The organism is Lignipirellula cremea (assembly GCF_056501455.1).
Genome location: NZ_CM151415.1, coordinates 1,443,263 through 1,461,445, shown reverse-complemented (window position 1 = coordinate 1,461,445; position 18,183 = coordinate 1,443,263). Strand labels below are relative to the sequence as shown.

Here is an 18,183-nt window from a genome sequence, read left to right as displayed (position 1 = left end):
CGTCTCACCCCTGCCGTTTCACCATGGCTTCGACCCATACCGGCACGAAGGGGATGATGCACCCTTTGGAGACGGGCCAGTCGCGATAGAGGCCGATTCGCTCGCCGATCGCGACGGCGCGTGCGCGAAGGTCGGCGTGGTGGATTCCGATCGCGGCGAGGGTGTTGTTCATCGTCCATTGGACCTCCGGCTTGGCCTTGGGCATCTCCTGCTCGATGCGGTCGAGCAGCGCCGGCAGGTCGAGATCGTCGACGACGCCCTTGTTGATGCGGCTGGCGGTCAGGTTCCAGCCTGCTCGTGCGGCCCATCGATCCTTCGCCTTCATCCACTTCCCGCGCAGCGCTTCCTTGTCAGGGTGCTGCGCGACGACGTAAGCGTTCAACCAGTCGGCGACCTGAGTACAGGTGGTGGAACGGGTCAGCCGGTCGAGTTCGTCCGCCGAGAGCGCCTGGGGCTTGGCGATCAGCGTGGCGAGAAGCTGGGCTTCGACGTTGCCGGTCGCCCAGAGCTCGAGCGCGAGCGCGTGGTCCGACTTGATCTCCTTGGCGATCGTGCGAAGGTCGCCTAGCTTCACGCCGAACTGATTGTCCGGGGCGCCCGCCTTCGCGTTGTGCGCCCGGCGGGCTGGGTCGCCGAGCGACTCGAGCCTTGCGAGGATTTCAGCGGTAGTCATGTCGACGATTGTAAAGGAGTCTCGACCGGTTTCTTACGAGGGGTCGCCACGACGCCGAGCGCGACAGCGACCAGCAGCGCGATCGGAATGACGACCTTGAACCAGAGGGGGTAGGGGAGCATCGCGAGGTTGAAGACCGCGCCCGCGAACAACAGCGCTCCGACGAAGAGCCCGCCCCAGCGGTTGCCGATGCGTCCGGCGACCCAGACGCTGGCGAACGCGGTGAAGCCCCACATCGGGACGACCGTCGCCAGGACCCAGGCGGGATACCGTGCCACATGTGCGCAGACTTCCTCCGTCGTTCCCTGAAAGTCCGACGGCAAGGGATGCACGACGGCGCTGAAGCCCTCGACCGTGATCAACAGGGCGAACGCCGTCGCGAGCGCGGCGACGATACCGAGAACGATTCTAAACGCGGTCATCAAGGATCCTATAACTCCGAAATACTGAGCGGCACGACCGTGATGAGGAACGCCGTCGGCAGCGGCGCTGAACGTGCTACCCCTTCGTATGCAGTTCGACCACGTCGCGATCTTCCACGAGGTAGTCGGCGCCGACGGTCATCATGCCGGGACGGGTGGCGCTCCAGACGCGGGCGGATTTGAGTTTCGCGGCCAGGTCATGGTGGAGCGCTTCGGCGACGTCGAGCAGCGTGCCGCCCCGTTTGACGACGACGGGCTTCGCATCGGGCTCCTTGCGAACGGGCGACTTCGTGTAGACCCGTACGACGTCGAGCGACTCGACGATCGCCGTCTTCAGCGCCTCCAGCCCCTCGCCGGTCGATGCGGAGACGTCCAAGCTGCGGAACGTCGTCGGACAGAGTTCCGCAAAGACCTCAGCTCGCGAGGCGAACTGCGGATCGTCGATTCCGTTGCGCACGAGGAACGCTCGCGTGAACGTCACGCCGACGTCGTGCTCGTCCAACCGACTCTCGATCGCGAGGCGGGTCTTGCTGATCGCGAAGCGGGCGAGGGCGGCAAGGGCGGCGTCGATTCCGTCGTCATCGAACAGGCCGACGACGAACAGGATCAGATCGGCGCCGCGGACCAGCGTCACCACGTCGGCGTCGAGGACGTCCTCCGTCACCGGCGGCGTGTCGACGATCTGCACCGGGACGTCGTCATGCTCCAGCATGCCGGGCAGCGGCTGACGGGTCGTGAACGGATAGGGGGCGATCTCCGGCGTCGCGCGGGTGAGGGCGGCGAGCAGCGAGCTCTTGCCCCCGTTCGGTCCGCCGATCAGGACGACGCGTCCCGCCCCCTGACGCGGCAGGCGGAAGCCGGTCGTTTTCTTCGGCGCTTTCGCGGCAGCTTCCGCGTCGGCCCGCGCGCGGCTGATCTTCGTTTTCAGATCGGCCTGCAACCGGTCGGTGCCCTTGTGCTTGGGCATCTCCCGCAGCATGACCTCCAGGCACCGCAATTCGTCGAGCGGCGACTCCGCACGGCGGTACGCCTCCTCGGCCTTGCGGTACTGGGGCGTCAGATTCGCGGCCATGCGAAAGGAGGGTCGCTCCGCGCGTCGAAGGAGTAGAATGAGTCGGTCGCCGAACGGGTCGCCGGTCCTCAGGATCCCGACCGAAGCGACCCAGTCTATTCCTCCGCCTTCCTGCCTGACAGTTCCCGCCGATGTCTCTTCGTCGATCGAACCCCGCGTCCGTCGCGCTCGCGACCGCGGTCTCTTTCGCCCTCGCCGCCTTTCCCGCGTTCGCTGCCGAGCCGGTGAACTGGCCGCAGTTCCGCGGGCCGAACCAGGACAACCGGGCGGACGACGCCAAGCTGCCCTTCGCGTGGGGCGAAGGCGATAACGTCGCTTGGAAGACGGCGATCCCCGGCAAGGGCTGGTCGAGCCCCGTGATCTGGAACGATCAGGTCTGGGTCGGTTCCGCCGACGAGGACGGGAAGAAATTCTACGCCGTCTGCGTCGACGTCGAGACAGGCGAGCTTCTCAAGAAGATCGACCTGTTCGAGGTCGCCGAGCCGGCGTTTTGCCATCCCATGAACAGCTACGCCTCGCCGACGCCGGTCGTCGAGGAGGGCCGGGTCTACGTCCACTTCGGCTCGTACGGCACGGCGGCGATCGACACCGAGACGTTCGACGTGCTGTGGAAGCGGAACGATCTCCCCTGCGATCACTATCGCGGCCCCGGTTCGTCGCCGGTCGTCTTCGAGAACCTGCTGATCTGCACCTACGACGGGTTCGATCTGCAGTACGTCGTCGCCTTCGACAAGAAGACGGGCGAGACGGTCTGGAAGAAGGATCGGGAGATCGACTATGGCAACGAGAACGGCGACTTCAAGAAAGCCTTTTCGACGCCGATCTTCGTGACCCGCAATGGACGGGTGGAGATGGTGAGCCCGACCTCGCGCGCGACGATCGCCTACGATCCCCGCACGGGCGAAGAGTTGTGGCGCGTGATCTATTCCGGCTTCTCGGCGACCGCGCAGGCCCTGCTGGACGACGACGGAACGATCTACATCAACACGGGCTTCGGCAAGGCCGAACTGCACAAGGTCGACGCGAGTCAGATTGAAGAGGGCAAGGCGAAGGTTCTCTGGGAACAGAAGAAGAACGTCGGGTCGAAGCCGTCGCAGGCCCTCGTGGGAAATCGCATCTACAACGTCTCGGACGGCGGCGTGGTCTCCTGCCTGGACGCCGAGTCGGGCGAAGAGGTCTGGTCCGATCGCCTGGAGGGTCAGTTCTCCGCGAGCGTCCTCTACGCCGACGGCAGGCTCTACCTATTCAATCATGAAGGCCAGGCGTTCGTTGTCGCCGCGAAGGACGAGTACGAACTTCTTTCGCGAAACGAACTGGAGAACGGCTGCCTCGCCTCGCCTGCGGTTCATGGCGACGCGCTGATCGTCAGGACGACGAAGCATCTCTATCGGATCGAGGAGTAGAACGATTAGCGACACGCTCGATCGGCGCCGCGGCTGCCTGCTGGGTCTGGCCGTAGGGGATGCGCTCGGGGCCGCGGTGGAATTCCGGCAGCCGGGACGTTTCGAACCGGTGGTCGACTATCGCGACGGCGGCCCGCACGATCTGGCGCCGGGCGAATGGACAGACGATACGTCGCTGGCGCTCGCTCTCGCCGACAGCATCGTCGAGGCGGGCTGGGATTTGAACGATCAGGCTGCGCGGTATCTCGCCTGGCGCCGGACGGGTCGGTACTCCGTCAACGGGCGCTGCTTCGACATCGGCAACGCCACGGCATCGGCGCTTTCACGCTTCGCCGTCAGCGGCGACGCCCGATCGTCCGGGGCAACCGATCGACGCTCGGCAGGCAACGGTTCGATCATGCGGCTTGCGCCCGTGCCGATCGCGTATGTCGACGACTTTCCTGCGGATCTCGAAACGCTGGCGCTGCGCGCGGGCGAATCGAGTCTGCCGACGCATGCGAGTCCGCAGTGCGTTTCGGCGTGCAGATACTTCGCCGTCGTGCTGGCCGGACTGATGCAGGGAATTCCGCGCGAGGCCGTGCTTTCGCCTGACTGGGAGCCGCTACAGCGCTTGCGCGCGATCGAGCCGCTGGACGAAGAGATCGACGAAGTCGCGAACGGTTCGTTCCGCCGGAAGTCCCCGCCTGAGATCGTCGGCAGCGGCTACGTCGTCCGCAGTCTGGAGGCCGCGCTCTGGGCGTTCCACGACGCCGCCGATTTCCGCGAGGCCGTGCTGCGGGCGGTGAACTTAGGCGATGACGCGGACACGACCGGCGCCGTCTGCGGACAACTCGCCGGAGCGTACTGGGGCGAGCGCGGCATCCCGCAGGAATGGCGCGACGGCTTGGCGCGACGCGACCTGATCGATCCCGTTTTGACTAAGCTGGTCGGTCGTCGATAACCCTCTCGAATCGATCGAAAGCGAACCGATGTCTCTCTCGAAAGCGCTCAGGTCGGCCGCTGTTCTCCTGACCGGCCTGTTGCCGACGCTCGTCAGCTTCGGCGCCGAACCGACGGGCGACGCGGAGGTCGTCACGCGCACGCCCGGCCTCGTCGGATTCTGGACGTTCGCCGAAGAGCCGGGCCAGCCCCACGTCTCGACCGGCACGAAGGAGTCCCATCCGCTGAAGGAGGTCGGAGGTTCGATCGCGCGCGTCGAAGGCGGTCCCTTCTCCGGCTTCTCCGCCGAACTGGACGGGAAGAAGTACTTCCGCATCCCGTACGCAGAAACCGGCGATCTGAACATCGCGGGACCGACGGCCCAGGTCAGCATGTTCGCCGTCGTGCGGATCGTGAACCTGAAGCAGAGCCGGACGATCGCCGGGATGTGGACCGAAGGGAAAGGCGCCAACGACGACAGCGGCACGCGGCAGTACGCGTTATTGATGAACATGCCGACGTACGGCGGCAACCGGCAACTGGTCCCCCACATTTCGAGCGAAGGGGGCGTGACCCGCCGCGCGGACGGCTCGGCCTTTCCCTGGTGCTGCGACTATGCGGCCAGCGTGTCGGAAGTTCCCGAAGAGGAATGGTGCACCCTCGGTTTCACTTATGATTCGAAATGGATCACGGCCTACGTGAACGGCGTCGCGGAACCGCGAGAGCTCGATCCGAAGGCCGACAGGCGAACCGATCGGTACTTCACGAACGAAGGACCCGACGGCGGCGACCGGGGGATGAACCCCTACTATCACGGTCGCGGCATCTTCCAGTACGACGCGGAAAAGCATGCCGCGACGAAGCCGTGCGGCGGGTCGGACTTCACCGTCGGCGCCCGGTACGCGGTCGGCTCCATGCTGGGCGAAGCGACGATCGGACGCTTCGGCGGCCTGGCCGTCTTCGACCGGGCGCTGACCGCGGAAGAGATGCAGGCGCTGCACGACGCCGCGGGGATCGAGAAGCTTCAGGCCGAGGACGGCGAATGATGACGCGCTCGATCGGAGGGATTGCGATGCGCCTCGCGATCGCCGGCTGGCTTGCCTGCGCCCTTGGTTCCGCCGCGCTGGCCGAAGACTGGCCCCACTTTCGCGGCCCGAATCGGAACGGCGTCATCGAGGAGCCCTCCGGCTTCGCGGACGGACGATGGCCGCTGCAGGAAGCGTGGACGGTCGAAGTCGGCGAGGGATCGTCGTCGCCGATCGTCATCGACGGGCGACTCTTCACGATGGGCTGGCGCGACGGCGAAGACCGCGTCGTCTGCCTGGACGCGAAGTCGGGCGAGACGATCTGGTCGAAGGCTTACGCCGGTCCGCGGTACGGGCGGAACTCGCTCGGCGATCAGGGGCTCTACTCCGGCCCGCAGTCGACGCCCGGGTACGACGCGGCGACGGGTTCGCTGTTCACGCTCGGCGTCGACGGTCAGCTCCACGCGTGGAAGGCCGCGGACGGAGAACTTCTGTGGCGCCTCGATCTGCACGAGGCGTTCGACGTCCAGCAGCGTCCGCAGGTGAAACGAAGCGGACATCGCGACTACGGCTTCGTCGGCTCGCCGCTCGTGCTGGGCGATGCGATCGTCGTCGAAGTCGGCGCGAAGCAGGGGACGCTGATCGCCTTCGACAAGCGGACGGGCAAGCAGAAGTGGGCCTCTGCGGCGAACTCGCCTGCCGGTCACACGGGAGGTCCCGTTCCGATGTCCGTAGAAGGCGTGCCGTGCGTCGCGGTCCATAACTTCGACGGACTGCTGGTCACGCGGACGGATGACGGCCGTGCGGGCGAGACGGTCGCGACGTATCCCTGGGTGACCGCGTTCGCCAACAACGTCGCGTCGGTCGCCGTCTACGAGGACAGCGTTATCCTGACGTCGGCCTACGATCAGCAGCGGATCGCGCGACTGCGCGTGCGGCTCGGCGGCGTCGAGACGATCTGGGAACGGGACGAAGCGTCGAAAATCTGCACGCCGGTCGTGCACGACGGCCACGTCTACTGGGCCTGGCAACGGATGCATTGCCTCGACCTGGCGACGGGCGAGACCGTCTGGCGGGGCGGAAACTTCGGCGACGCAGGATCGTGCATCGCGACGGACGACGATCGGATCGTCGTCTGGTCAGGACGCGGCGACTTGACGCTCATTGATGCAGCGACGCGCTCGCCGAAGGAGTACCGGGAGGTCGCCTCGCTCAAGCGACTCGGCAAGGACGACGCCTGGCCGCATGTCGTGCTGTCGGACGGGCGGATCTTCTGCAAGGATCGCACGGGCAGGATCGTCTGTCGTGCGCTCCCTCGCTGACCGCTGCCGGGCGGTCGACGCGATCAGGGGCGCAGCAGCGCTTTAACGATCTCGCCGGAGTGCATCTTCTCGAACGCGTCGTGCCACTCGGCGAGGGGCCAGACGCCGCCGACGATCGGACGGACGTCCAGCTTGCCGGTCGAGAGCAGGCGGATGACGCGCTCCCAGATCGGCCAGTTGTGGCTGAAGCTTCCCTGCAGGCGGATGTTCTTCTGCACGAGCGGGTCGAGCGAGAAGTCGAGCGGCTGCGGTCCCCAGCCGACCTTGCTGATCCAGCCGTTGGGTCGCACGATCGCGAGCGCGCTCTTGAGCGTGGCGGAGACGCCCGCCGCATCGACGACGCCGTCGACGCCCAGGCCGTCGATCTCCTTCGACCACTCGACGAGGCCGTCCACGATCGCGGTGCAGCCGTAGCTTTCGGCAATGTCGAGCCGCTTGCGATCGCGTTCGAGGCCGACCACGGCGACCTCCGCTCCGCAGAGCCGGGCCATCGCCGCGCATAAGAGGCCGATCGGGCCGGGGCCGAAGACCACGATCCGATCGCCCGGCATGATCCGGGCGTTGGTGACGACGGCGCTGAACGCGACGCAGCAGGGCTCGCTGAGCGCGGCGATCTCCAGCGGCAGGTTGTCCGGCACGCGATGCAGGATTCGCGACGGCACGCGCACGAACCGCGTCATCGCGCCGTTCACGCCGTAGCCGAAACCCTTGCGAGTCGGGTCGAGGTTGTAGAGCCCCTGCCGGCTGAGCGGATTGGTCGGATCGATGATCGCGGCGGTTTCGCTCACGACGCGATCGCCTTCCTTCCAGCCCTTCACGTTCGACCCGAGTTCAGCGATCGTGCCCGCGAACTCATGACCGAGCACGACCGGGTAGTTCACCGGCCAGGAGTGGCACGACTGCCATTGATGCAGGTCCGATCCGCAGACGCCGACGGCGCCGACTTCGAGCAGAACGTCGTCGGGCCCGATGTCCGGCGTCGGCACCTCGCGCAGATCGACCGAGAGCTTTTCAGGCGCGAAGTTGACGACCGCGGATTGGGACATAGTTCCGTCGAAGATGAAAGTGTGACCTGTAGGGCTGGCGCCCTCGCCTGCCAGGATAGCTGGTACCTACGTCGTGGCAGGCGAGGGTGCCAGCCCTACGAATTTGCGCCTGCTGTGCGGGAAGCTCAGCGACCGCTCTCGCTTCGGACCGCTACATCCCCGTAGGCGTGAACCTTCTCGCAGATCAACCGCAGGGAGCTTTCGACGTCGCCGCTGGCTGTCTTGAACGCGTCGGCGTCGATCGTCAGCGGGGCGCCCAGCACGACCAGCGGCGCGCCGAACTCCGGCGTGCGCACGGCCTGCTCCAGCGTCAGTCCGCCGACGGCCTGGACCGGCACGTTGACCGCTGCGACCACTTCGCGAAGCTGATCGAGAGGGCTCGGCATCCGTTCGCCGCGGGCGGCGATGCCGCGGCGTTCGTCGTAGCCGATGTGGTGAATGACGTAGTCGCAGCCGAGGTCTTCGAGGAACTTCGCTCCGGCCACCATGTCGGGGCAGCCGAGGTTGTCCCCCATGATCTGGATGCCGAGATCGCGCCCCGCCTTCGCGACGACGCGGATGGTCTCTTCATGCGCGCGGGCCATGACGACGACGTGCGTCGCGCCGGCGGCGGCCATCAGTTCGGCTTCCAGATAGCCGCCGTCCATGGTCTTCAGGTCGGCGACGATCGGCACGTCGGGGAAGCGTTCCCGCAGCGCCCTGACGCCGTGCATGCCGTGAGCGATGATCAGCGGCGTCCCCGCTTCCAGCCAGTCGACGCCCGCCCGGAGCGCCATCTCCGCGGTGGCGAGCGCCTCCTCGATCTCGACCACGTCGAGAGAGATCTGAACGACGGGACGCATGGGCGGGAGAGTCCGACGGCGGGCGAGGGTCGAGAGAGAAGACGCAGCGCTTTTTAACCGTTCGCGGCGTCGTTCGCCAGAACCGACGCTTCGCTCCAATGCCTCAGCGGCGGTTGTCCAGGCGGTCGATCCAAGCTTCGTGGATCTTCTCGGAGAAGAAGCCGATCACGCCGACGACCAGGCCCAGCAGCATCAGCGGGACGCCGACCGCGTAGGGCCAGATCGGCATGCGGCTCGAAGGCAGAATGAAATCGACGCCCGGGATCAGGAGGTTGATCGTGTGCAGCACGAGCGCGATTAACGAAAAGGTGAAGACCGGCCAGCCGACATACGAGAACAACTGCGGAATCGTCACTAGTAGTCGACCAAGCCTTATTCGTCAGGCGTTGGGGTAGAGATGTTTGAGTTTGACGCGAGCGTCGTCCGTCGTGAAGCGCCAGGTCGCAGCCTGACGCAGGCGGTTGCGTTCGCGCTGCCAGACGGCCATCGCTTCGTCCATCTCGGCCGCGCTTTCGAAGCGTCGCCCGACGCACTGCCGCGTCAGGACGGAAAGCTCGAACTCGGCCATGTTGAGCCAGCTGCCGTTCTTGGGCGTGTAGACGATCCGCAGGCGCTGGGCCAGGCGATGCGCCCGCTCGGCGTCGAAGGCATGGTACAGGCTCGCGACGTCGTGCGTGTTGAGGTTGTCGCAGACCAGCGTGACGAGTTCGGCCCGGGGATAGTCCCGCTCGAGCAGCTCGGCGACTTCTTCGGCCCAGTCGACTCGCGTTCGACCGTCGCGACCGGAGACGCGACGCCAGCCGCCGACGGGATCGAAGAACAAGAAGATCGACCGCACGCCGCGGCGCTCGTAGTGATGGTCCTCGCGGCGGGGCTGGCCCGGCGTCATCGGCAGCGACGGCTCGACGTCGGCCAGGATCTGCTTGGCCGCCTCGTCCATGCAGATCAGCACGTGCTCGTCGTCGAACGATTCGGCGTAGACGTCGAGCAGCTTCTCCATGCGGGCGACGAAGCGGGCGAGATCCTTCTCCGGGATGCAGAAGCGCCGCGTCCGCCAGGGCTGCAGCCTGTTTTTTTGAGCGTCTGGCGAACCGTCTCTTCGGAGACCTTCGTCACGATCGACAGCCGCATCGCCTCGTCGGCCAGAAGCTGCATCGTCCAGGCCTTGCGTCCGCCGGGCGGCGTCGAGCAGGCCAGCAGAACGAGCTTCGCTTCGGAGCGACCGTCGAAGATCGGCTGGACGCCGGGAGCCGAGCGGGCCTTCCGTTCGATCGCCGCGGCGACGTTTCCTTCGCGGACGAAGGCTTGCCGAATCCGGCAGACCTGCCGCTCGGAGAGCCCCACGATCTCGGCGATCGTGCCGTCGGTGCGACGACCGTCGACGTGCTCGCGATCGGACAGGAGCAGGATCCTCGTCCGGCGAACTTTCGCCGCCGGCGAGTCCCCTTTGCGGACGAACGCCGCGAGCTCCGCCCGGGTCTCAGGCGTCAGACGAACTTCCAGCTTTTCGTTCGTTGCCGGCATCCCTGCCTCCGCGAAAATCGAAAACGATCCCTCGACTCCCTCCGCGAAATCAGGTTAACCTCCGCCTGACGAATAAAGCCAGGTCGACTACTAGTGCATCGACACCGTTAGGAATTGGGGTTGGCGGTTTTCTGATCGCGGGCGGAAACTGCTTGGCGCAAGGAGGTGCGTCATGCAGAAGAAGTACGTCGTCCGGCTGACCGACGAGGAACGCGACGAACTGCGTTCGGTGGTCAGCAAGCTGAAGGGCACGAGTCAGAAGGTCCGCCGGGCTCAGATCCTGCTCAAGGCCGACGCCGACGGGCCGCGGTGGACCGACGCTCGGATCGCCGAAGCCTTCGGTTGTCGCGTGCAGACCGTCGAAGGGATTCGTCAGCGACTCGTCGAACGGGGCTTTCGCGAGACGCTCGACGGGGCGAAACGGGAGAAGCCGCCGACGGAGAAACTGCTCGACGGCGCCCAGGAGGCGAAGCTGATCGCGATGCGACTCGGTCCTCCGCCGGCAGGCTACGCGAACTGGTCGGTGCGGCTGCTGGCCCGCAAGTTCGTGGAACTGGAACTCGTCGACTCGATCAGCCGCGAGACCTTCCGTCGCACGCTGAAAAAAACGGGATGACGAACCGCAAGATCGAGTACTGGGTGATCCCGCCTGACGCAGACGCCGAATACGTCGCCTGCATGGAGGACGTGCTGGAGACGTACGCCGAGCCGTACGATCCGAATCGTCCGGTCGTCTGTATGGACGAGCAGCCCGTGCAACTGCTGAAGGAGACGCGACGGCCGATCCCCGCGACGGCGAAGCGTCCCCGACGCGTCGATTACGAATACGAACGGGCGGGCACGGCGAACGTCTTCCTGTTCTGCGAGCCGCTGGCCGGCTGGCGCGAGGCGACGGTCCGAGAACGCAAGACGAAGGTCGACTGGGCGACGGAGGTCGCCCGGCTGCTGGAAGGACGCTACGCGTCCTGCGAAAAGATCGTGCTCGTCTGCGACAATCTCGGCACGCACACGAAAGGAGCGTTCTACGAAACGTTCGAGCCGGCGAGGGCGAGAGCCATCGTTCGCCGGATCGAGTTTCGGCAGACGCCGAAGCACGGCAGCTGGCTCAACGTCGCGGAGAACGAGTTGAGCGCCCTGACCCGGCAATGCGTCGCGCGTCGTCGCTTCGCCGACGTCGAAACCTTGAGCCGCGAAACCGCCGCCTGGTCGACCGACGTCAACGCGACCCAGCGCGGCGTCGACTGGCAGATGAGACTCGACGACGCCCGGTCGAAACTCAAATCTCTCTACCCCAAAATCAAGCTGTGACGCTGCACTAGCTTCTACCTTGCTCAAAGAAACGTCTGAAGAAAGAGCCTCGCCCGAGAAGTTCGAGCGAGGCCCAGCAGGTTACGGAGCACGGAGCGTCCGCTTCTAGAATCGGACGCTCAGCCTTCGCCCATCAGCTTCGCGACGGTCGGCTCGATCGACTCGGCCCAGATGGCGTAGCTCTTGCCGTTCAGGTGGAGCAGGTCGGGCATGATCTCCTTGGAAAGCGTGCCGTCCGCTTCCAGGAACTTGTCGCCGATGTCCAGGAAGAAGACGTGCTGATCGTCGGCGAGCTGTTTCACGATCGCGTTGCTCTTCTCGTTCGTCAGGCGCTTCGGATCCTCGGGCTTCTCGCCGCGGGGGAACGTGGCGAGGAGCAGGATCTTGGTGTCGGGCGTCTTCTGACGGATCAGTTCGACGATCGCCTTGACCCCGGCGGCGATGTCCTCGGGCGAGTCGTTGCCCGAGTTGTTCGTGCCGATCATGATCACGGCCAGCTTGGGCTCGATCCCTTCCAGATTGCCGTTCTGCAGGCGCCACAGAACGTGCTGCGTCCGGTCGCCGCCGATGCCGAGGTTGACGGCCTTGCGGGGGCCGTAGTGCTTGGCCCAGACCTCCTTGCCGGCGCCTTCCCAGCCCGCGGTGATCGAATCGCCGATGAAGACCAGATCGACGTCGCCCTGCTTCACGCGGGCGTTCATCGACTCGTGACGGTTCATCCAGTTGCCGTCGCGCGGCACGGGAGTGACCGTCGCGGCTGCGGCAGGAGCAGCGGGCGCGGCAGGCGCCTGGGCAGAGACCGAACCGGCGATGCCAGCGAAGCCGAGGGCGACGGCGAGCGAGAAACGAAAGGCGAACTTCATGGCGAGGGACTCTCTGGAGGAGGAGTGATCGTCGGGCGGTCGCAGAACGCGACGCCCCGGGCGGGACGCGTCGATCATAATCGAGCGACACGCCCGATTCGACGGGCGACGGAAATGTCCGCCTGCTCTCGGCCCTTTCATGAAGTTCCGCGGTCTCTCTCGATGGGCGATCAAGTTCGGACTGGCGTTCGCGTTCTGCACGGCAGCGTCGCACGCCGACGAGGCGTTGCGTATCGACTTCGCGAAGCCGATGGGCGAGATCCGACCTCTGCACGGCATCAACTGCGGACCGGTCTGCGACGGCGGGATGGTCGACGTGACGAAGTTCTATCAGGAGCTTCGCGTGCCGCTGGTGCGGCTGCATGACTGCCACTGGCCGATCCCCGACGTCGTCGACATTCATACGATCTTTCCGGACTTCGACGCCGATCCGAACGATCTCGCCAGCTATCGCTTCGCGAAGACCGATCAGTACGTCGCGGAGACGCTGGCGACCGGCGCCCGGATCGTCTTCCGCCTGGGGGAGAGCATCGATCATGGTCGCGTGAAGGAACACGTCCATCCGCCGCGCGATCCCGAGAAGTGGGCGGCGACCTGCCTGGGCATCGTCCGGCATTACAACGACGGCTGGGCGAACGGGTTTCGCCACGACATCCAGTACTGGGAAATCTGGAACGAACCCGAGAACCGGCCCGTGATGTGGTCGGGAACGGACGAGGACTACCTTCGCTTGTACGCGGTCACTTCGCGGACGCTGAAGGAGCGGTATCCGGACTTGAAGATAGGCGGCCCCGCGGTCGGCGCGACGGGCACGATCGAGAACGGGGAGTACCGCCCGACGCCCTTCGTCGCCGAGTTCCTCGATACCTGCCGGCGGGATAAGCTGCCGCTCGATTTCTTCTCGTGGCATTGCTACGCCGCCGATCCGGAGGAACTGGTCGTCCGGGCGAAAGGGATACGGCGTGAACTCGACGAGCGCGGCTTCGCGAAGACGGAGAGCCACCTCAACGAGTGGAACTATCTTGCCGACGGCGACTGGACGCCGGTGACGCTGCCGGGGCAGGGCGAGGCGCGGAAGCGCTGGTATGAACGAACGACCGGCGTCGAAGGGGCTGCCTTCGCGGCGACGGCGCTGATTCGCCTGCAGGACGCGCCGGTCGATGCGGCGAACTTCTACCGCGGCGAGATCGGCGGCTTCTCTGCCTTCGACCATTTCGGCGGACCGACGACGACCTACTTCGGTCTGAAGGCCTTCGCGACGGCGCTCGAAACGCCGCAGCGTCGTGCCGTGGAGGGCGGGGCGAAGGGCGTCGTCGCAATGGCGGGCATCGACGCCGAAGGATCCCGAGCGACTGTCGTTCTGACGCTGCAGAAGGGGGAAGCGCTGACGCAAGCGGTCGAGCTCACGGGCCTCGCGCCGGATCGTGACTATCGTTGGACCGCGAGCCTTCTCGATGCGAAGGGGTCGCTGCTTCCGATCGCCGAGGGAACTGCGAACGGCCCGACGATCCGGCTGGAGCTTCCGTTGGCGGCTCCGTGCGTCGCGACGATCCGCGTGGAAGCGGTCGAAGCGCCGTAGGTTCGACCCTCGAAACAGGCGGGGCTCGTCCCGGAGGTCTGCTTCGCTAGAGTGCCGAATCGCGACGACCCGGTCGCGCAGTCGCCACTCTCCGCAAAGCAAAGGGGCAGCTCATGCAGCGGCGAACGCTTACCGTCGGTCCAGGAACCGCCGGTCTCCTCCTCGCGGCTTCAGCCGCATTCACGTTCCTTCCGTCCCCGGCATCCTTCGCGCAGCAGCGTCCCGAATCGTCAGACGCGCGATCGAATCAGCCGAGACAGCCGGGCTCTCCGGCAAGGAATCCGGCGCAGCCCCCTGCTCGCCAGCCGGATCGGCCCGGCCCGCGAGCGAACGAACCGCTCGCTCCTCCCAAAGCGAACCCTGGCGCCGATCAGCCGCCGCCCGACGATCGCGGCGATAACGAGACCTACATGCCGGTCGCGATCGAGAAGGACTTCGCCGAGGTCTTCGAGGCTGACGTGGCCCAGATCGAAGCGGTGATGCGGGCCCAGCAGCAGCTCCTCGAACGTCGCTACGATCTGGCTGACCAGCCTTCCGACGTGATGATGTCGGGCGGTCGCAAGGCCGTGCAGCAGGGCGTGCGAGTCCGCCTGCCGGAGGGCGTTACGTGGGATTCGCTGGCGGAAATGACCGCCGACGAAATCAAGCAGGCGAACGCCTGGCCCGAGGGTTTCCGGCCCCTTCCGCATGCGAAGCATCCGACGGGAGGCCAGGTCTTTCCGCAGGAACAGATCGATCACATCGCCAAGCTCGAACAGCGCGACCTGAAGCGCTTCGACGTCACGTTCGATCTGCCGAAGCATCTCACGCCGGAGTTTCCTCCGCCGATCTTTCTGACGACGCGGCCCGAACTTGGCGACGTTTCGCAGGGGCAGGCGCTTTCGATCCGGAACTACTTCGAGCTGATGAAGGGGAAGCTGACGCCGGTCCAGATGGAGGGTCTGCGGCTGTTGCTAACCCCCTTCCCGCAGCAGCAGTTCAATCAAACGGGCGACCGGAAGGTGAAAGAGGCGTCGCTGGGGGTCACGTGCCTCGACTGCCATACGAACTTCCACACGAACGCCGCGTTCCACCTGACGCCCGACGTGCGACCGCAGACGCATCGCTTCCGTCTGGATACGCCCAGTCTGCGGGGCATGTTCAACCAGCAGATTCACGGCTCGAAGCGGTCGCTCCGTTCGGTGGAGGACTTCACGGAGTTCGAGCAGCGCACGGCTTACTTCGACGGCGACCACGTGATCGCGATGAAGAAGGGGGTTCATCTGCCGCATCGCACGGAGCAGGTTTCCCTGATGGCGCAGATGCAGAACATCGTCGACTTCCCGCCCGCGAAGCTGGACGTCTTCGGCAAGCTCGATACGGCCCAGGCGACCGAGCAGGAGATTCGCGGCGAGAAGCTGTTCCACGGCAAGGCGCGCTGCGCGGAGTGCCATCCGGCGCCGCATTATATGGACGATCGGATGCACGACCTGCAGGTCGACCGGTTCTACGAGCCGACGCTCGTGGCGGGCCACCGGGATGTCGGCGAAGGGCCGATCAAGACCTTCACCCTCCGCGGGATCAAGGATTCGCCCCCCTACCTGCACGATGGGCGACTGATGACGCTCGAAGATACCGTCGAGTTTTTCGACGTCGTGACCGGCGTGAAGCTGACCCAGGAAGAAAAGCAGGACCTGGTCGCGTTTCTGCTCTGCCTGTAAAGCACGTTGGAGGTAACGCAGAAACGAAGCGAGCGACGAAGATCATTCGTCGCTCGCTTTTTCGTTCGTATCTACGAACCGGATTCGTCGCAGCTTACGGCCCGTTCGCCTCGCTCGATACGGAGACGGCCGAAGTCTCTTCGACCGGCAGCTCGAAACAGACCATCTCTTCGCCGTTGCGGACCAGCAGCAGGCCGTGCGCGACGACGGGATGGTTCCACGTCTTGCCGGCGAGCGCGGGGAGCTTCGCCAGTTCGAGCAGTTCTTCCGCGTTCGCTTCGAGCAGCGCGACTTCCCCCGTCTCCGCGAGCACGAGCAGCAGGCCCTGGTCGGCGAGCAGCAGAACCTGGCCGCTGCCGTAGCCGCGTTCCTTCCAGTTCACGTCGCCCGTCTCGGCATCGACGCAGGAGAAGATGGCCCCGTCGAATCCGTAGAGCGCCCCCTCGTAGACGACGAAGTCGTTGAAGTAGGGCTTGAACTGCTTCGTGGTCCAGACTTCATCCGTCGTCGTGAAGGCGGCGCTGTCCTGAGAGACATGAATCCGCCTCGTGCCGATGCCCATCCCGGTACCGATGATCACGTCGCTGCCGTCAACGATCGCCGGCTGTACGATCCGGGCCGCGTCGCCGCTGGTCCATTCGTGCTTCCAGAGTTCCTTGCCGGAGACCGGATCGAACGAGAACAGGCCGAGATTCGTCGTCATCAGAAGCTGTTCGACGCCGTCGATCTTCGAAAGTTGAGTCGACGAATAACTCATAAGCCCGTCGCCGCCGCTCCAGCGAAGGTCGCCCGTCGCGGCGTCGTAAGCGACGACTGCTTTGCCCTCGGCGCCGCCGAAGACGGTGACCAGGCCGTCCTTCACCAGCGGAGAGGCGGAGAAGCCCCACATGGGAACGGTCGCTTTCACGTCCTCGACCAGGTTTCGGCTCCAGATCTTCTCGCCCGTGGCGGCATCGAGACAGTTCACGATCCCGCTGGCGCCCTGCACGAATAGTTTGCCGTCGACGAACGTCGGCGTCGCGCGAGGGCCGGGGCCGGCGACCAGTTCCTCGAAGCGAGCAGGGTCTGCGTGCGTCCAGATCTCGGCGCCGGTTCGCGAGTCGTAGCAGACGACGAACTCTTCCTCGCCGCGCTGCTCCTGGGTGAAGAAGCGCTTCCCCACGACGCAGAAAGAGGACCACCCGGGACCGACGCGTTTGCGCCAGACCTCTTTCGGCGGGTTCGCGCTCCAGTCGGTCGCGATCCGGACGCCCTCGACGCGACTGTCGCGGTTCGGTCCGCGAAACTCCGCCCAGTCGCCGGGGCCGACGACCATCGGCGCGGCAGAGACCTCAGCGCCGTCAGCGTCGGTTCCGCTTGCGGAGGTTTGACTCAGTTCGGCGAGCAACTGCTGCTCGGCGGTCGGGGTCCAGCGCCAGTTGAAGTCCGCAACGAACTCTCCGTCCATGCCGTCGACGCGAAGCAGCATAACCGCTCCCCACGCCAGCACGATCGCCGCGTACGTTCCGAGTCGCCGCACGGCCGACCAGCCCAGGGGAAAGCTGAAGACGAGCCAGCCGATCCAGACGGTAATCACCGCCTGCAGGGCGTACAGGATCATCGCCATGACGGGGAAGTCGCTCCCGCAGACCGCGATCGCGACGCCGCCCGCGGCGAGAAACAGGAACGCGCCGAGCAGGCGGTCGGTCCAGGGGATCCGGCTGGCGAAGAGCCACCAGGCGAGGATGCCGACCGTCAGGGCCAGCGGCCCCATGAAATAGACGGTCATGAACATCGCCGGAGACGGCTCCAGCAGCACGGATCCCAGCCGCATGCCCCAGTAGAGCGCGAGCAGGATCAGCGCTGGCCAGAGTCGCGGCGTCCACCGCCGCGGCCGCGCGCTCGCCGAAGACCCGACCTGCGGATTCGTTTCGTCGACGGATTCGATTTCGCTCACGACTGAACTCCCCCCGAGACCCCTGAAGCGATCGTGTACCGGTACAATAAGGACCGGTACAGTTGCCGTCAATCGCTCTCGTTTAGAACTCGACCGATCCCCGGGCGACGACTATCGTGTCGCCATGACGAAGCCTGAAGATCTTATCCCGCTAATCGCCGAGTTCGGCAAAGCATTTTCCCGGCGAATGTACGCCGAGATGGAGCGGGCCGGCACCACGCCCGCGCGGGCGCGGCTGCTGATGACGCTGCAATGCCGCGGCTCGTGCAAGATGTCGGAGATCGGCTCGCAGCTCGGCGTGACGGGGCGGAGCGTCACGAAACTGGTCGACGGCCTCGAGCAGGAGGGGCTCGTCGTGCGTCAGCCCCATCCGGAAGACCGGCGGGCGACGCTGATCCAGCTTACGGCGGCGGGAGCGTCCGTCTGCAAAGAAACGGCGCTCGCCGATCATGCGAGCGCCAGGCTGTTCGCGGAACTCTCCGCGACCGAGCGGACGCAGCTCGCGAAGGTTCTTCGCAAGCTGCTCGACCGGATGGCGAACGACTGAACG

At 65.7% G+C, this 18,183-nt stretch carries 18 protein-coding genes; 9 read left to right on the top strand and 9 right to left on the bottom strand.

Features of this window, described 5'->3' with window-relative positions:
* Positions 1-4: 4 nt before the first annotated feature.
* From SH602x_RS05725 to SH602x_RS05715, 3 genes are all read right to left on the bottom strand, one after another.
* A complete protein-coding gene (locus tag SH602x_RS05725) occupies positions 5-673 on the bottom strand; it encodes a DNA alkylation repair protein (RefSeq protein ID WP_479475875.1) in 669 nt (222 codons plus the stop codon).
* Complete coding sequence (locus SH602x_RS05720) at positions 670-1,095, bottom strand: hypothetical protein (protein WP_479475874.1); 426 nt, start codon at positions 1,093-1,095, stop codon at positions 670-672. Before SH602x_RS05720 ends, SH602x_RS05725 begins: the two co-directional genes overlap by 4 nt.
* A 76-nt stretch (positions 1,096-1,171) precedes the next feature.
* Positions 1,172-2,167 carry a GTPase gene (locus tag SH602x_RS05715; RefSeq protein WP_479475873.1) on the bottom strand — a complete coding sequence of 332 codons (996 nt, stop codon included), beginning with the start codon at positions 2,165-2,167 and terminating at the stop codon, positions 1,172-1,174.
* 131 nt (positions 2,168-2,298) lie between these two features.
* On the opposite strand from SH602x_RS05715, the gene SH602x_RS05710 reads away from it, so the two are divergent.
* Genes SH602x_RS05710 through SH602x_RS05695 form a run of 4 tightly spaced genes read left to right on the top strand, consistent with a single transcriptional unit; the run spans position 2,299 to position 6,835 of the window.
* Entirely contained in the window at positions 2,299-3,570 is a 1,272-nt protein-coding gene (locus tag SH602x_RS05710; protein WP_479475872.1) for an outer membrane protein assembly factor BamB family protein, read from the top strand.
* Positions 3,548-4,510, top strand: coding sequence for an ADP-ribosylglycohydrolase family protein (locus SH602x_RS05705; RefSeq protein WP_479477096.1), 963 nt, complete (start codon positions 3,548-3,550; stop codon positions 4,508-4,510). Before SH602x_RS05710 ends, SH602x_RS05705 begins: the two co-directional genes overlap by 23 nt.
* Positions 4,511-4,538: 28 nt before the next feature.
* Complete coding sequence (locus SH602x_RS05700) at positions 4,539-5,534, top strand: hypothetical protein (protein WP_479475871.1); 996 nt, start codon at positions 4,539-4,541, stop codon at positions 5,532-5,534.
* 26 nt (positions 5,535-5,560) lie between these two features.
* Positions 5,561-6,835: a PQQ-binding-like beta-propeller repeat protein gene (locus tag SH602x_RS05695; RefSeq protein ID WP_479475870.1), complete on the top strand. Its 1,275-nt coding sequence runs from the start codon at positions 5,561-5,563 to the stop codon at positions 6,833-6,835.
* 23 nt (positions 6,836-6,858) lie between these two features.
* On the opposite strand, the gene SH602x_RS05690 is transcribed toward SH602x_RS05695, so the two are convergent.
* From SH602x_RS05690 to SH602x_RS05675, 4 genes are all read right to left on the bottom strand, one after another.
* On the bottom strand, positions 6,859-7,881 hold the full coding sequence (locus SH602x_RS05690) for a zinc-binding dehydrogenase (protein ID WP_479475869.1): 1,023 nt from the start codon (positions 7,879-7,881) through the stop codon (positions 6,859-6,861).
* A gap of 125 nt (positions 7,882-8,006) precedes the next feature.
* Positions 8,007-8,723 (bottom strand): orotidine 5'-phosphate decarboxylase / HUMPS family protein, encoded by a 717-nt coding sequence (locus SH602x_RS05685; RefSeq protein WP_479475868.1) that lies wholly within the window; start codon positions 8,721-8,723, stop codon positions 8,007-8,009.
* A gap of 103 nt (positions 8,724-8,826) precedes the next feature.
* Entirely contained in the window at positions 8,827-9,063 is a 237-nt protein-coding gene (locus SH602x_RS05680) for a hypothetical protein (RefSeq protein WP_479475867.1), read from the bottom strand.
* A gap of 39 nt (positions 9,064-9,102) precedes the next feature.
* Positions 9,103-10,247 (bottom strand): IS630 family transposase gene (locus tag SH602x_RS05675; protein WP_479472857.1). Its coding sequence is split into 2 segments (ribosomal slippage): positions 9,103-9,800 and positions 9,800-10,247, totalling 1,146 coding nucleotides; the frame shifts between segments, so codons are not numbered across the junction.
* Between the two features lie 172 nt (positions 10,248-10,419).
* Here SH602x_RS05675 and SH602x_RS05670 point away from each other — a divergent pair.
* Both SH602x_RS05670 and SH602x_RS05665 read left to right on the top strand, forming a co-directional pair.
* Positions 10,420-10,863 (top strand): helix-turn-helix domain-containing protein, encoded by a 444-nt coding sequence (locus SH602x_RS05670; RefSeq protein ID WP_479475866.1) that lies wholly within the window; start codon positions 10,420-10,422, stop codon positions 10,861-10,863.
* Positions 10,860-11,555, top strand: a complete 696-nt coding sequence (locus tag SH602x_RS05665; protein ID WP_479475865.1) for an IS630 family transposase — start codon at positions 10,860-10,862, stop codon at positions 11,553-11,555. The genes SH602x_RS05670 and SH602x_RS05665 overlap by 4 nt, the downstream gene beginning before the upstream one ends.
* A 119-nt stretch (positions 11,556-11,674) precedes the next feature.
* Here SH602x_RS05665 and SH602x_RS05660 read toward each other — a convergent pair whose 3' ends face one another.
* Complete coding sequence (locus SH602x_RS05660; RefSeq protein ID WP_479475864.1) at positions 11,675-12,418, bottom strand: platelet-activating factor acetylhydrolase IB subunit; 744 nt, start codon at positions 12,416-12,418, stop codon at positions 11,675-11,677.
* A gap of 139 nt (positions 12,419-12,557) precedes the next feature.
* On the opposite strand from SH602x_RS05660, the gene SH602x_RS05655 reads away from it, so the two are divergent.
* Together SH602x_RS05655 and SH602x_RS05650 are read left to right on the top strand one after the other, a co-directional pair.
* On the top strand, positions 12,558-13,997 hold the full coding sequence (locus SH602x_RS05655; RefSeq protein WP_479475863.1) for a GH39 family glycosyl hydrolase: 1,440 nt from the start codon (positions 12,558-12,560) through the stop codon (positions 13,995-13,997).
* Between the two features lie 410 nt (positions 13,998-14,407).
* Positions 14,408-15,697, top strand: coding sequence for a cytochrome B6 (locus SH602x_RS05650; protein ID WP_479475862.1), 1,290 nt, complete (start codon positions 14,408-14,410; stop codon positions 15,695-15,697).
* Between the two features lie 94 nt (positions 15,698-15,791).
* On the opposite strand, the gene SH602x_RS05645 is transcribed toward SH602x_RS05650, so the two are convergent.
* Positions 15,792-17,633, bottom strand: coding sequence for a PQQ-binding-like beta-propeller repeat protein (locus tag SH602x_RS05645; RefSeq protein WP_479475861.1), 1,842 nt, complete (start codon positions 17,631-17,633; stop codon positions 15,792-15,794).
* A gap of 124 nt (positions 17,634-17,757) precedes the next feature.
* Here SH602x_RS05645 and SH602x_RS05640 point away from each other — a divergent pair, with 124 nt between their 5' ends.
* Positions 17,758-18,180 (top strand): MarR family winged helix-turn-helix transcriptional regulator, encoded by a 423-nt coding sequence (locus tag SH602x_RS05640; protein WP_479475860.1) that lies wholly within the window; start codon positions 17,758-17,760, stop codon positions 18,178-18,180.
* Positions 18,181-18,183: the final 3 nt, after the last annotated feature.